We start from the raw sequence: 13,085 nt of genomic DNA, 5'->3' as shown, positions 1-13,085 counted from the left end.
CCATCACCACCAAGAGAAAGGACAGGGCCAATGACCAGTATCCCAGACCACGGAGGGCTCACGCCTGAGCCCCTGTTGACCCCTGCCGAGGTCGCCGCGATGTTCCGTGTTGACCCGAAGACCGTCACGCGTTGGGCGAAGGCGGGCAAGCTGACCTCGATCCGCACGCTGGGTGGGCATCGCCGGTATCGGGAGACCGAGGTTCGCGCGCTGCTCACCGGCGGTTCCCCTGCGGGGGGTGGCGAGTGATGAGAACCCCCACGCAGGCCGACGCCGCGCGCGTCCTGATGGTGCTGCTCACCATCCACTCCGATGCCGCCGCGTCGCCCGTCCAGTGGACGGTGCGCCGGGGCGAGCTGGTCGGCCAGACGTGCGCCCACACCGGCGACGACGCCGAGCGCGCGGTCGTCGCCGCGTGGGCCGAGGCCCTCGGCGTCGAGGCGCACGAGGAGCGGTCGACCCACGCCAGCCCCGCGTGGACCAAGGTGACCGCGACCACGGTCGTCGATGACGTCGCCGTCGAGGTGTGGGCGATGGTCGACCGCGAGGGGGAGACCGCCGATGAGTGACCTTCTTGCGCCCACGTGCTCGTGCCTCCTGGTCGATCCGTACCGCGGGGGCCCGTGCACCCCGTCCGACCGGTGCCAGAGCTGCGGGGCGTGCCCCCGGATTCCGCACTCGTCGGTGTGTCCCGCGGTGGCCCGCCCGGCCGAGGCCGAGGAGGTGGCGACCGATGGGATCTGACGCTCGGGTGTCTGTCGACACCATCGCCCGTGCGATCGCGCGGACGGACCAGTGCTGCCGCTACGACGTCGTGGATGTGACCACGACCGTCGTCGACCTTCTCCGGGCGCACGGCGTCACGGTCTTGGGCGACATCGACCCGGACGCCCGGCGAAGCCGGGACGACGAAGACGAGGACAAAGGGGGGTCCGATGGACGCCCTTGACCGCTACCTCTCCGTCCTCCCGCCGGTCGCCCTGGCGGTGACGATCGTCGGCGCGGCCGTTCTCCTGGTCGCCCTCGGCTGGTGCGTCGCCGCCGCGAGGGAGAACCGCCAGCTCGACGCCTACGACGACCTGGTCGCGTACTCGGCGTGGGCGACGCGTGCCGCGTGCACCGACGCCGTGTCCCGCGAGCGGGTCGTGTCTCGTCTGGGCTGCTACAGCACGTCCCCGTGGCACCGCCGCATGACGGCCGCTGCCGTCGACGACCTCACGGACCTAGTCGACGTCGTGGACGAGGTCGAAGGCGGTCGGCACCGGGCGCGGCGCACAGGGCGGTGGTCACGATGATCGCTCTCTTCGTGCTCGCCGAGATCGCCTCCGGGCTCCTCGTCGTGGCCGCTGGTCACGTCGCGTGGCAGCTCCGGGCCGCCACGAACGCCGGCGGGGGGTGGTCGTGGTGGTGACGCCAGGTCCGACCGCGCCCGGGTGGATCACCGAGGCCGCCTCCGTGTGCGCCGTTCACCCCGACCCCGACCTGTGGACGCGCGCGCAGTCCATCCACGCCCCGGACGCGATCGAGGCCGCCCGGCTCTGCCTCGGCTGCCCGCTCCTGGCCGCGTGCCGGGCGTGGGCCGGCGACGCCCGCCCGGCCGGCACGGTCGCCGGCGGTGTCATGTGGCGCGCGGCCGGGCCGCCCCAGCAGCCACGACCCGAGCCACGCACCAGGGCCAGGAGCGGTCTCGTCCCGTGCGGCACCACCTCCGCATACCGGCGCCACCGCAGGCGCGGCGAGAAGCCCTGCGCCGACTGCCGGGCGGCCGAGGCAGCCGCAGCCCGCGCCCGCTACCACGCCTGGAAGCGGCCCGCCTGACCACACCCACGGCCCGCCCCCTCGCGGGGCGGGCCACCCCCAGGAGGACCAATGGATATGAAAGAGCTCGCCGCTCAGCTCGGCGACGCCTTCGACCAGGAGGACGCCGACGAGGGCCAGGGCGGCGGCGCGGTGGTCGCGGATGAAGATGAGTAGCCGCGTCGACTTGGTTGCGCTGCCGCCCCGGACTCCGGGATCCGCGGCGTTCTTCGCCCAGCGCGCGCGGCGCGTGGGCGGTAGCGACGTAGCGGCGATCCTCGGCTTGTCCCCGTGGGAGAGTGCGTTCTCTCTGTGGCATCGCAAGGCGGGGCTCGCCGGCGAGCAGCCGGAGAACCCCCAGATGGACTGGGGGCGCCGCCTGGAGCCCGCGATCGCCGCCGCGTTCGCCGACGCCCACCCCGAACTTCGGGTCGGTGCGGGTGGCGTGTGGGCACTCGGCGACGCGGTCGCCAGCGACCGGCTCGCGAGCCCGGACCGGCTGATCTACACGCGTCACGGCCGCAAGGCGCGCGCGGTGCTGGAGATCAAGACCGCCCGCGACGACACCGGGTGGGGCGAGCCGGGAACGGCCCAGATCCCGGTCTACTACCGGTGCCAGGTGCTGTGGTACCTGGATGTCCTCGACCTCGACACGGCCCACGTAGCCGTTCTCGTCGCCGGGAGCGACTACCGCGAGTACGTGATCACGCGTGACGGTGCCGAGGAAGAGATCGCGCTGATGCGGCGGGCCGCTACCGACTTCATCGCCAGCCTCCCCGGACCGGACCGTCCGGGGTCCCGTCCGCCGATCGACGGCGCCACGGCCACGTACCAGGTCGTCAAGACACTGCCCGACGGCGTGGACGACGTCGAGGTTGACGTTCCCGGCTTCGTCGCCGACGAGTACCGGGAAGCTCTGGCCGCCGCGAAGAACGCAGAGGCCGAGAAGAGGCGCGCCACGTCGACGATCCTCGACCTGATCGGCACTGGCCGGCGTGCCGTCTGCCTCGGCGCCCCGGTCGCCACCCGTGTCGTCCGCGACGACGGCACCACGAAGTCCCTCATGCCCGCACGCGCCAAGGAGCCCCGATGACCGAGACCATCACGAACGCTGTGGCCAAGCGCGAATCCGGCCCTGGCGCCATGGTCGAGCAGTACCGCGCTGACCTCACCCAGGTCATGCCGACCCACGTCAAGCCCGCCCAGTGGGTCCGGCTCGCTCAAGGTGTACTGCGCCGCGACCCGAAACTCGCCCAGGCCGCCGCCAACAACCCCGGCGCGCTGATGACCGCGCTGATGGAGGCCGCCCAACAAGGACTCACCCCGGGCACCGCCGAGTACTACCTCACCCCACGCAAGCGCAAAGGCCAGCTCGAAGTCCAGGGCATCACTGGCTGGCAAGGGCTAGTCGAGCTGATGCACCGCGCCGGGGCGATCTCCTCCGTTGTCGCCGAGATCGTCCACGAGGCCGACAGGTTCGACTACGCGCCGGGCCGCCACGACCGACCAGTGCACGAGATCGACTGGGACACCGAAGATCGCGGCCGAATGCGCCTGGTCTACGCCTACGCCGTCATGAAGGACGGCGCCGTCAGCAAGGTGATCGTGCTCAACCGGGCACACATCGCCAAGATCCGAGCCCAATCCGATGGTGCCGACTCGCAGTACTCCCCGTGGCAGCGCTGGGAGGAATCGATGTGGCTCAAGTCCGCTGTCCGACAGCTCGCCAAATGGATCCCCACCTCCAGTGAATACCGGCGTGAGCAGCTCCGCGCCGCCCAGGACGTCGCCAACGAACAACACCAAGCACCCTCCTCCAGCGGCTCGCCCGCCGTGGATGAAGACACAGGCGAGGTGTACGACGCCGAGCTGGTCGACCCGGCGACGAGCGCCGAACCGACCCCGACCGAGTCCGCGTTCGCAGCAGGTGCGGAATGACCACCACCCACGCCACGGCCGCCCCCACCGGGGGCGGCCCCATCCCCGCGCTCGCTGTGACCGCGTACGGCGCGCCGGCCCCGCAAGGCAGCCTCCGCCATATAGGAGGCGGCCGGCTGGTCGCCGACTCGCCGAAGCTGCGGACGTGGCGCCACCTGGTCGCCGCCGAGGTTCGGCGCGTGATCCAGGAGCGGCGACACCTCGGTGAACCGGCCGGCGTCTGGCCGCACGACGGGCCGGTGGCGGTCCGCCTGGTCGTCACGGTGGCGCGGCCGAGAACAGTCACGCGCGCATGGCCGCTCAGGCGTTCCGCGGGCGACCTGGACAAGCACTGTCGCGCGATCCTCGATGCCCTCGCCGAGGGCGGCGCCCTGGTCGACGACTCGCGCGTCGTCGCCCTGTCGGCCGCGAAGACGTACCCGGACGTCGGCGACGGGACGGCGCTCTCCGGGGCGCTCGCCCGGCCCGGGGCGCGGATCGACGTCACGGCGCTGGCGCCGACCGCCAACTGACCACTCACCCAGGCCGCCCCGCGCGAGGGGCCGGGGCGGCCACCGACTCATAGCAGGGGGGACCATGGCGAGGATCCGGACGGTGAAGCCGGAATTCTTCACCAGCCTGACCATTGCCGACCTCACAGTCGAGGCGCGCCTGACGTTCATCGGGCTGTGGACCCACGTCGACGACGAGGGCCGCGCCGTCGACGACTCCCGGTTGGTGAAGGCGGCCGTGTGGCCGCTGGACGACCGGACCGCGGCTGATGTCGAGGGCGACCTCCAGGCGCTGGCCGCCGCGGGGCTGATCCGCCGGTACCGCGCCGGGGGGCGGCCGGTGCTGGCGGTCGCGGCCTGGGAGGAGCACCAGCGAATCAACCGGCCGACACCGTCGCGCTTGCCGGCGCCCGGTGAAGCCGACCCACCGCCACCGGGCGGGCGGCTCACTGACGATTCAGTGAGTCCTCACGGAGGCGTCAGTGAGGACTCACACGGTCCTCAAGCGGGGGCGGATGAAGGCTCACGCGCCCCCCAACACGCGCCCGAAATGCCCGGATCGAGCACGCGTGGCGACGACAACGCGACCGCGGTCGCCGAACCCGCCGACAGCACCGTCGTTCCCCTCTTCACCAGCGGAAACGGCACTCACGGAGCACTCATTGAGGACTCACTGACGATTCAGTGCCGGAACAGGGAACAGGGAACAGGGAAAGGAACAGGGAATGGGGGCGCTAACGCGCCCACGCGGCGCGCGCGCCGCATCCCCCCGGACTTCGCCGCGACCACCCTGATGCGCGACTGGGCAACCGCCAACGCGCCCGGCGTCGACGTCGACCGCGAGACCGCGGCGTTCATCGACCACGCGCACTCCAAAGGCCGCGCCCTCAAGGACTGGGAAGCCGGCTGGCGCAACTGGATCCGCAAGGCCGCCGAGTGGCAACAGCCCCACCAGCGCGCCGTCGGCGCCTCGGGCCACCAGCCCTATCGGAACGCGGACTACGGACCGAACCCAGACCCGTGGCCGCAAGCAGGTGACGCATGACCCGCTCCGACACCGACCTCCTAGACCGGCTCGCCCGAATCATCGCCGAGCGCGGCGAAGACACCACGCCGGGACCAGTTGACGATGGGCCGTCGCCGGACGAGCCGGGGCACCCGGCGTACCACCGGCGCCAGCGCGTGCAGGCGGCCTTGAGTCGGTTCGACGCCGCCGCGCCGCCTCGGTACCGCGGCGTGGAGTGCGACCACCCGGCGGTCGCCGCGTGGGCCGACCAGGTCGCCACCACCCCGGACACCGCGACGTCGCTCCTGCTGTGGGGCGGCACCGGCAGCGGGAAAACCCACCTCGCCTACGCCGCCGCAAGGCACGTGGCCCTCGCCGGCCCGACCCGGTTCTCCTTCACCGCCTGGACCATGCCCGACCTCTACGCAGCACTACGCCCAGGCGCCGGCGACGCCACCGACCGGGAGCGTGTGATGCGGCGGGCCACGACCAGCCCGCTGCTGCTCCTGGATGACCTCGGCACCGCACGCGAGTCCGCGTGGACCGAGGAGACCCTGTACCGGCTCATCAACGCGAGGTACAACCACCAGCGGCCGACGCTGATCACCACCAACCGTTCCCCGGCCGACCTCCCCGACATGGTCGGCGACCGCGTCGCCTCCCGCGTCATCGGCATGACCACCCGCATCCACATCACCGGCACCGACCGCCGGATGAGCTAGAACAGGACAACCCCATGGCAGGCGACACCCCGTTGACCCTCGTCGGCAACCTCGTCGACAACCCCGAGTTGCGTTTCACCCAGAACGGCGCCGCGGTGGCGCGGTTCCGGGTGGCCTCGACGCCGCGCTTCTACGACCGCCAGTCGGGTGAGTGGAAGGACGGCGAGGCGCTGTTCCTGACCTGCAACGTGTGGCGCCAGGCGGCGGAGAACGTCGCCGAGACCCTCCAGCGCGGCATGCGCGTCATCGTGCAGGGCCGGCTACGGCAACGCTCGTATGAGACCCAGCAGGGTGAGAAGCGCACCGTGTACGAGGTCGAGGTCGACGACGTCGGCCCCTCGCTCCGGAGCGCGACCGCCAGCGTCACCAAGACCTCCCGCCCCGGAGGCCAGGGGCAGGGGGGCCGCCCGCAGGGCAACGCCGGACCACCCGCGAACGACCCATGGGGCAGCGCGCCGTCTGCCGAACCGAACGCCGAACCCCCGTTCTGAGGAGAACCAAATGACCCTCGCCGAACTACGCGACCTCGCCGACCGGCTGATCGAGGAAGACCCCACAGCGGCGCACTGCCAAGTGCTCCTGGTGGAAGTCGGCTACGACGCCTACCAGGAGCTCACCGGTGACACGGAGCGCCAGAACGAAGACGGCGAACCCGACCCCGCCGGCGACGCTGTCGTCCTCGACACCCGCGAACCCTAAGGAACACCGATGCCAGAGCTGTCCCCGGCCGACCTCCTACGACGTGCCGCGGTCGAGACCGCCGCCACGATCCTCGGAAAGGACACCACTCATGAGTGACCCCATCGACCTGGCCGCGATCCGCGTGGACCAGCTCGACCGCGTCCGCGACCTCCACCGGCCCGTCCCGGGGCAGGGATACCTCCCGGATGGCGGCTACGGCGACATCGCCCCCTCCTGCTCCTCGTGCGGCACCCCCGGAGAGTACGCCGTCCCGTGGCCGTGTCCCACCATCCGCGTCGTCGACGGCAAGGACGACCAGTGACCGCCTACCCGACGCCGCGGAACCACCACTACTGGTGGCTGGTGACGGGCTCCTGGCGCCGGCTCCACGCTGTCCCCCGCGCCGTCGCCGACCCCGACGACGACGCCCAGGTCGACCTGCTGTGCGAGCACCCCGGACCGACACACCGCGCCACGTGCGGGCTCCGGGCCCCCTGGCGCATGCCCGGGTACGCGTCGCGGACGCGCCAGCCCCGGTGCGGCCGCTGCTGCGACCGGATCGGCATCCCCCGCGGCGACGGGACGCCGGCCAACGAGAAGGCCCGACAGGAACGGCTCGCTGAGAAGCCCAGAGAGGACAAGGAGACACCATGACCGACCCCGACTTGGAGGCCGTCCGCGCGTACGGCGTCACCGCGGACGCCGCCGGCGAAGCCCTACGCCACGCCCTACAGCCCGACGCCGCGGGCGAGATCCTCGCCCGGCTCGACGGCACCCGACCCGACCCCAGCATTGGCCCCGACGCCATGCGATGGACACCGACCCAGGAGACCCAGTGACCGGCAGCGAGGAGGTGACTCCGACCCTCCGCATGGACGACGACCACCAATGCCCCGCCTGCGACCGGCCCGCCCTCACTGTCGGATGGGTCTACGCCATGACCAGCGGAGCGGTCCACGTCATCGGCGGGGTGGGCTTGTGCGCCGTATGCGCATGGTCGCCCTACCGACACGGCACCACCCCATGGCCCACCACCCAGGAGCCCCAGTGACCGACATCGTCGAGTTCCTCCGCGCCCGCCTCGACGACGACGAGCAGGCCGCACACCTCGCCGCCGCGCAGGCCCGACACGAGCAGTGGTCCGCGTACGGCAGCGCAGAAGAGGAGGTCTGGTCTGTGGGCGCACCCCACCCAGACCACCCCGACGGGAGCAAGTGGTACCGACTCGGCGGGACCCTCCTCCGCCAATCGGGGCACCGCCACCTCGCGGAACACGTCGCCCGCCACGACCCGGAGCGGGTGCTCCGAGAGATCGCCGCCAAGCGGCAGATCATCGATCTCGCCGCTGAGGCGTCGGGCCTGGACATGTCGGTTGACACCGACAGGCGCGTCGGGGACAGGGATGCGGCCGAGGAGCCCTACATCGGCGACCGGATCCTGCGCCACCTCGCCGCCGGATACCAGGACCACCCCGACTACCGACAGGAGTGGTCTCTGTGACCCACCTACGCACCGGCGTCGCCGCCGTGCTCGGCCTGGCGCTCCCCGCCGGCCTGGTCTTCGCGCTCTACGCCAGCGACTGGCGCCACGCCTTGACCGGACTCATCGCCGGCCTGACAGGGCTCATCGTCGGCACCGCACCCGCACCCAAGCGCCAGGCGCCGTGGCCCGCCCGCGAAGACCTCCCCGAGGAAGGCCGCACATGAAAAAGGCCCAGGCGGTCGTGCTCCACCTGGGCCTGCGCTCCCCCGGAATCCCCCCAACCGAAGGTACGCAGCCATCATACCTTGACTGCATCGACTCGGGGGTCCTGATGCCGACAGTGAATTGCCAGTTGTGCGGACGCGACGCAGGCGGGGACGACGCCTACGTGTGCGGCGGGTGCGCCGGGGGCGCCACGGCGGCGCTCCGACAGGTCGCCGGCGACGGGCGCGTGCACGGGCTCGACGTCGACCTCGACCTCGCGGTCGCGAAGATGGGGACAAGCGGCAGTGGGGGCGGCGGGGGTCGGCGGTCCAGGAGCGCCGAGAGCCCGCTGCTGATCAACCTCGCGGCAAGCGAAGCCGCCGACGTCCTGCGTTCCACCCTCATCGGGTGGGTGCGGGTGATCCACGAAGAGACCGGCGGGGAACTGCCCGATGATCAGCTCAGCGCCATGGCGAGCTGGCTCGCGCCACTCGTCGGATGGGCGCGCCACAAGGCGTACGGCGCCGAGCTGGTGGACGAAGTTCTCGCGGCGGTGCGCCAGGCCCAGCGCGCGGTGGACCTGCCCGTACGGCGTGTTCCGCTTCACCGCCGATGCCCCGCAGTGAGCCTCGACGAAGGCGGCAGGCCAACCCCATGCGACGGCGACCTCGTCGCCCTCCTGGCGCCCGGCCTCGGCATCGACGGCCACGTCCGATGCACCAGCGGCAGTCCGGACCACACCACCACCGTCACCGCCATGACCGACCGGCGACGAGGAGCACGGACGCAGGCGGTTGCGCCGACTTGACACATCGGCTAGATTCAGTGATCTAATCGAAGACTTGTACTTAAGCCCCGCCCAGCGCGGGGCTTTCGTGCGTCCGGGGCACTCGCCCTTCGAGCCCCTGGGAGTCAGCTCGGCATCGGACGGTCAAATCTGCTGGACTGAGCGGGATGGAACCACCCGGTTCGCATTCTGACAACCATGCGGTTGACAGTGAACGTGTCCTGCGATTATCTATGTATAGGCATGCCTATATGTTTTATGCAGGCATGCCTAGATGTTTCATGCAGGGCGCTCTGGATTTTGAAACACTAAGTTGCAACTCAGGGTTACACCTTGCTCATTGAAATGTGTACCCCACCGGGCGGGCGCGTCCAGCTACTCCACCCGGCGGGGCTCCAGGGGCCACCACGAACATCGTGGTGGCCCTACCTGTGGCGCATCACCTCCCAGACGATACGCAGCAGGAGCTCTGCCACGCGCAGTACGTCAGGGTGTAGCCACCACGGGTGCTCCTCTGGCTCATCCACCATGGGCGTTCCTTTACGGCTGGAATCATCCTGCCGCGACGGGCCGCTTGCCGTCGACGGCGCGCCAATCGACGGCTGGTGAGCTTCGAAGCATCAGCGAGGCTATCGCAACATTTTTGAATTCAATAGGCATCGGAACCGAATTAGCCCCTGAGAATCTACCGGCAGCAATGAAATGACTACCCCCTCAGTTCTCGCATCCTTGTTGGTCGTGTGACCCACGAGAATCGATTGATCCGGAACTCGGCGCCACATTCCAGATCACCCAAAGCCTGGCCCGGCTCCGTGGCTTGAGGGGGACGCGTCGAGCCGGGCCAGTTACTCAGATCTGGGGAACCTTCGCAGATGCGGGAACGTCTCACGCGTATATCCCCCAGCCCCCTGGAGTAGACATGCGTCACGCATACCTCCCCATCACTGTTCTCGCCCTGGCCGCGGTCACCGCTTGCGGGAGCGGCGACCCCGACCTCCCCGAGCACGAGCAACAATTCCTCGACGCGCTGTACGACGACGCGAGCGAGGCAGGGTCCGGCATCGCCGGACTCAGCGACCAGGACAACCTGGACCTCGGGTACGCCGTGTGCGAGGACCTGGCTGACGGTATGGACCCCACCTCGGTGGTGCAGTCGCTCCAGCCCGCTGGTGAGGACACCCCGATCAGCAAGGTCGCCGCGCCGCTGGTCGGGCACGCTGAGGTCTACCTCTGCGACCAGTAAGCCAGCGAAGGACGACCGGGGGGCAGATCGCGCTGCCCCGATCACATGGAGGCACCCCCCGCAGGAGGTGACCCCCCATGCCCCCCAGGGCCCTACAGGTGTGCCCCACCCCTGGATGCCCCACCCTCACCCGCGCCGGCCGGTGCGACGACTGCCGCCGCACAGCACGCGCACGCCGACGCACCAGCGCAGCCGCTGGCTACGACGCGCGCTGGTATCGCACGCGCGCTCAGTATCTACGTGTGCATGAGCTGTGCGAGTGCGAAGAGCATTCAGCGCAGCCGTGGATCATCCGGCCGCGAGCCACTGAGGTTCACCATCGAGATGGTCTCGGTCCGCTCGGACCGCGCGGTCACGACTGGACGAACCTGATGGCGCTGACGAAACGTTGTCACAGCAGGATCACCGCGGCCGAGCAGCCCGCCGGATGGAATGACAGAAAGTCACCGACCTCCGGGGGGTGACCCCCTTCTGACCTGCTGCTCCGGGGCGCCGGGGAGGGCTTCGCCTACTCCGTCAAGATCAAAAGGCCCCAGTCGTCACGCAATGTGATGACGCTCAGTGCTGCGCAACGCAGCCCACCAACAGGAGGCCCGATGCCCAGTGGAGGTGCCCGCGCAACGTCCGGCCCCGCCCCGGATCCGACCGCGCTACGACGCAACCGCAAGAGCGACGCCGCCGGATGGCGAACCCTCCCGGCCGAGGGGCGCACCGGCCCGACTCCGGAGTTCCCGTTGGAGGATGTCCAGCCTCGCGAGTGGGATCTGTGGCGGGACCTGTGGACGCGCCCGCAGGCGATCATGTGGGAGGAGAACGGCCTCCACTTCGAGGTCGCGCTGTTCGCCCGCACCTTGGCCCGTGCCGAGGGCGACAAGCCGCGCACCGAGGACGCCAAACTCACCCGCCAGTACCTCGAATCGCTGGGGCTGACCGCGCCGGGCATGGCTCGGCTGCGGTGGAAAATCGCCCCTGCGGATCACCACGAAGCCGAGGAGACTGCCGCCGGAACCGCGACAAAGCCGACGGCCCGCAAGTCGGCGCGGGACCGGTTGAAGGTCGTCCGCGATGGCGAAGGCTCCTAGCGCGGCCGACGCGTTCGTTGTCGACTTCCCCACCCTGTGGGTCGTGCCGGACTGGATGGAATCCCACCTGCCCATCCCCGGGGGCTTTCGAGCCGGTGAGCCCATGGAGCTCTACCCCTGGCAGCTGTGGTGCACCGTCAACCACTACCGGATCAAGCCCCGGGCCACGTTCGGGCAGCGCTCCACCGCGTTTCACTATCGGCGCTCCCAGGTCGTCGCTCCGCAGAAGACTGGCAAGGGCCCTTGGAGCGCGGCGATCACCCTCGCAGAGATGGTCGGCCCGGTCGTGTTCGCCGGATGGGCCAAGGGTGGCGAAGTCTACCGCTGTTCGGCCCACGGCTGTGGGTGCGGGTGGTGGTACGCCTACGAGCCCGGCGAACCGATGGGGATGCCGTGGCACGACCCGTTGATCCAGATGCTCGGTGCGTCTTCTGACCAGGTCGAGACGAACGTGTACGGCCACTTGAAGGCGATGGTCAAGAACGGCCCGCTCGCCGAACTGTTGACCACGGGTGAGGAGTTCACCCGCATCCTGACCGGCGACGGCGGTGGCCGTGCTGACGTCGTCACCTCCTCGGCGCGTTCGCGGCTTGGTAACCCGATTGTGTTTGCGTTGCAGGACGAGACCGGGACGTACACGACCACGAACAAGATGATCCCAGTCGCGGAAGCCCAGCGCCGTGGCCTGGCGGGTATGTCTGGCCGGTCGTTGGAGACCACGAACACGTGGGACCCCAGCGAGGATTCCTACGCCCAGCGCACCGCTGCCTCCAGGGCGAAGGACATCTTCCGGTACCACCCGCAGGCCCCGAAGGCTTTGAAGTACGACAACAAACGGCAGCGACAGAAGATCCACCGGTACGTCTACGCCGGATCCAGCCACGTGGACCTGGACGCCATCGAGGCCGAGGCCGCCGAGCTGTTGGAGAAGGACCCGGCGCAGGCGGAACGCTTTTTCGGAAACCGCGTCGTCAGCGGCACCGGGTCGTGGCTGGATTCGGAGGCGTGGGCCGCACGGACCGAGGCCCGGGAGGTCAAGCCGGGCACGCGGGTCGTGCTCGGGTTCGACGGGTCCGACATCGACGACCACACCGCGATCCGCGCCGAGGCCCTCGACGGGCACCAGTTCACGCCGACCTATGGGCCCGACCAGCGGCCGACCGTGTGGAATCCGGCTGACTACCCGGACGGCCAAGTGCCGCGGCTGGAGGTCGACGCCGCCCTCGACGAACTCATGAGGGTGTACGACGTCGCCCTTGTCTACGCGGATCCTCCCTATTGGGAGACCGAGGTCGACACGTGGGTCGAGAAGTACGGGGAGCGCCGGATCATCCGCTGGCACACGCGCCGGGTGGTGCAGATGCACGCCGCGGCTGAGCGTCTGCGCACGGACGTGACGAAGAAGGATTCGACGTTCACGCACGATGGATGCGAGATGACCGCGGACCACATCGCCAACGCAAGGACGGCCGCCCGGCCCGGCGATCGGTACGTGCTCCGCAAGGCGTCCGAGCACCAGAAGATCGACGCCGCCGTCACCAGCATCCTCGCTCACGAGGCGGCCATGGACGCCGTCGCCGCCGGGTTGGCCCGCGTCCGGAAGACCTACGTCTACACCGCTTGAGAGAGGAGGCCCGGTGGTCTCCATCGAC

At 70.1% G+C, this 13,085-nt stretch carries 22 protein-coding genes; all 22 read left to right on the top strand.

Features of this window, described 5'->3' with window-relative positions; translation table 11 throughout:
• Positions 1 to 30: 30 nt before the first annotated feature.
• On the top strand, positions 31 to 249 hold the full coding sequence (locus J4H86_RS21395; RefSeq protein ID WP_236539756.1) for a BldC family transcriptional regulator: 219 nt from the start codon (positions 31 to 33) through the stop codon (positions 247 to 249).
• On the top strand, positions 249 to 569 hold the full coding sequence (locus J4H86_RS21390) for a hypothetical protein (RefSeq protein WP_236539755.1): 321 nt from the start codon (positions 249 to 251) through the stop codon (positions 567 to 569). Before J4H86_RS21395 ends, J4H86_RS21390 begins: the two co-directional genes overlap by 1 nt.
• 164 nt (positions 570 to 733) lie before the next feature.
• The gene (locus J4H86_RS21385; RefSeq protein ID WP_236539753.1) at positions 734 to 949 is read left to right on the top strand and encodes a hypothetical protein; all 216 of its coding nucleotides are present in this window, start codon (positions 734 to 736) and stop codon (positions 947 to 949) included.
• A complete protein-coding gene (locus J4H86_RS21380; protein WP_236539751.1) occupies positions 936 to 1,295 on the top strand; it encodes a hypothetical protein in 360 nt (119 codons plus the stop codon). The genes J4H86_RS21385 and J4H86_RS21380 overlap by 14 nt, the downstream gene beginning before the upstream one ends.
• A 106-nt stretch (positions 1,296 to 1,401) precedes the next feature.
• Positions 1,402 to 1,818: a hypothetical protein gene (locus tag J4H86_RS21375; protein ID WP_236539749.1), complete on the top strand. Its 417-nt coding sequence runs from the start codon at positions 1,402 to 1,404 to the stop codon at positions 1,816 to 1,818.
• A 148-nt stretch (positions 1,819 to 1,966) separates the two neighbouring features.
• Complete coding sequence (locus J4H86_RS21370) at positions 1,967 to 2,890, top strand: lambda-exonuclease family protein (protein ID WP_236539747.1); 924 nt, start codon at positions 1,967 to 1,969, stop codon at positions 2,888 to 2,890.
• The gene (locus J4H86_RS21365) at positions 2,887 to 3,735 is read left to right on the top strand and encodes a recombinase RecT (RefSeq protein ID WP_236539746.1); all 849 of its coding nucleotides are present in this window, start codon (positions 2,887 to 2,889) and stop codon (positions 3,733 to 3,735) included. Before J4H86_RS21370 ends, J4H86_RS21365 begins: the two co-directional genes overlap by 4 nt.
• Positions 3,732 to 4,247 carry a RusA family crossover junction endodeoxyribonuclease gene (locus J4H86_RS21360; RefSeq protein WP_236539744.1) on the top strand — a complete coding sequence of 172 codons (516 nt, stop codon included), beginning with the start codon at positions 3,732 to 3,734 and terminating at the stop codon, positions 4,245 to 4,247. The genes J4H86_RS21365 and J4H86_RS21360 overlap by 4 nt, the downstream gene beginning before the upstream one ends.
• Positions 4,248 to 4,329: 82 nt before the next feature.
• Positions 4,330 to 5,271 (top strand): hypothetical protein, encoded by a 942-nt coding sequence (locus J4H86_RS21355; protein ID WP_236539742.1) that lies wholly within the window; start codon positions 4,330 to 4,332, stop codon positions 5,269 to 5,271.
• On the top strand, positions 5,268 to 5,954 hold the full coding sequence (locus J4H86_RS21350) for an ATP-binding protein (RefSeq protein WP_236539741.1): 687 nt from the start codon (positions 5,268 to 5,270) through the stop codon (positions 5,952 to 5,954). The genes J4H86_RS21355 and J4H86_RS21350 overlap by 4 nt, the downstream gene beginning before the upstream one ends.
• Positions 5,955 to 5,968: 14 nt before the next feature.
• Positions 5,969 to 6,445 carry a single-stranded DNA-binding protein gene (locus tag J4H86_RS21345; RefSeq protein WP_236539740.1) on the top strand — a complete coding sequence of 159 codons (477 nt, stop codon included), beginning with the start codon at positions 5,969 to 5,971 and terminating at the stop codon, positions 6,443 to 6,445.
• 10 nt (positions 6,446 to 6,455) lie between these two features.
• Positions 6,456 to 6,653, top strand: a complete 198-nt coding sequence (locus tag J4H86_RS21340; protein ID WP_236539739.1) for a hypothetical protein — start codon at positions 6,456 to 6,458, stop codon at positions 6,651 to 6,653.
• Between the two features lie 91 nt (positions 6,654 to 6,744).
• A complete protein-coding gene (locus J4H86_RS21335) occupies positions 6,745 to 6,957 on the top strand; it encodes a hypothetical protein (RefSeq protein WP_236539738.1) in 213 nt (70 codons plus the stop codon).
• Positions 6,954 to 7,289, top strand: coding sequence for a hypothetical protein (locus J4H86_RS21330; protein ID WP_236539737.1), 336 nt, complete (start codon positions 6,954 to 6,956; stop codon positions 7,287 to 7,289). Before J4H86_RS21335 ends, J4H86_RS21330 begins: the two co-directional genes overlap by 4 nt.
• Complete coding sequence (locus J4H86_RS21325; RefSeq protein ID WP_236539736.1) at positions 7,286 to 7,474, top strand: hypothetical protein; 189 nt, start codon at positions 7,286 to 7,288, stop codon at positions 7,472 to 7,474. The genes J4H86_RS21330 and J4H86_RS21325 overlap by 4 nt, the downstream gene beginning before the upstream one ends.
• Positions 7,471 to 7,686 (top strand): hypothetical protein, encoded by a 216-nt coding sequence (locus J4H86_RS21320; protein ID WP_236539735.1) that lies wholly within the window; start codon positions 7,471 to 7,473, stop codon positions 7,684 to 7,686. The genes J4H86_RS21325 and J4H86_RS21320 overlap by 4 nt, the downstream gene beginning before the upstream one ends.
• Positions 7,683 to 8,135 carry a DUF6221 family protein gene (locus J4H86_RS21315; RefSeq protein WP_236539734.1) on the top strand — a complete coding sequence of 151 codons (453 nt, stop codon included), beginning with the start codon at positions 7,683 to 7,685 and terminating at the stop codon, positions 8,133 to 8,135. The genes J4H86_RS21320 and J4H86_RS21315 overlap by 4 nt, the downstream gene beginning before the upstream one ends.
• Positions 8,132 to 8,341: a hypothetical protein gene (locus tag J4H86_RS21310; protein WP_236539733.1), complete on the top strand. Its 210-nt coding sequence runs from the start codon at positions 8,132 to 8,134 to the stop codon at positions 8,339 to 8,341. Before J4H86_RS21315 ends, J4H86_RS21310 begins: the two co-directional genes overlap by 4 nt.
• Complete coding sequence (locus J4H86_RS21305) at positions 8,338 to 9,129, top strand: hypothetical protein (RefSeq protein ID WP_236539732.1); 792 nt, start codon at positions 8,338 to 8,340, stop codon at positions 9,127 to 9,129. The genes J4H86_RS21310 and J4H86_RS21305 overlap by 4 nt, the downstream gene beginning before the upstream one ends.
• Before the next feature lie 898 nt (positions 9,130 to 10,027).
• Positions 10,028 to 10,351, top strand: a complete 324-nt coding sequence (locus J4H86_RS21300; RefSeq protein ID WP_236539731.1) for a DUF732 domain-containing protein — start codon at positions 10,028 to 10,030, stop codon at positions 10,349 to 10,351.
• Between the two features lie 596 nt (positions 10,352 to 10,947).
• A complete protein-coding gene (locus tag J4H86_RS21295; protein ID WP_236539729.1) occupies positions 10,948 to 11,433 on the top strand; it encodes a phage terminase small subunit in 486 nt (161 codons plus the stop codon).
• Entirely contained in the window at positions 11,417 to 13,057 is a 1,641-nt protein-coding gene (locus J4H86_RS21290) for a hypothetical protein (RefSeq protein ID WP_236539727.1), read from the top strand. The genes J4H86_RS21295 and J4H86_RS21290 overlap by 17 nt, the downstream gene beginning before the upstream one ends.
• Positions 13,058 to 13,085: the final 28 nt, after the last annotated feature.

This window comes from Spiractinospora alimapuensis (assembly GCF_018437505.1).
In the GTDB taxonomy this organism is placed as follows: Bacteria; Actinomycetota; Actinomycetes; order Streptosporangiales; family Streptosporangiaceae; genus Spiractinospora; species Spiractinospora alimapuensis.
This window is presented reverse-complemented; position numbering and strand designations above follow the sequence as displayed.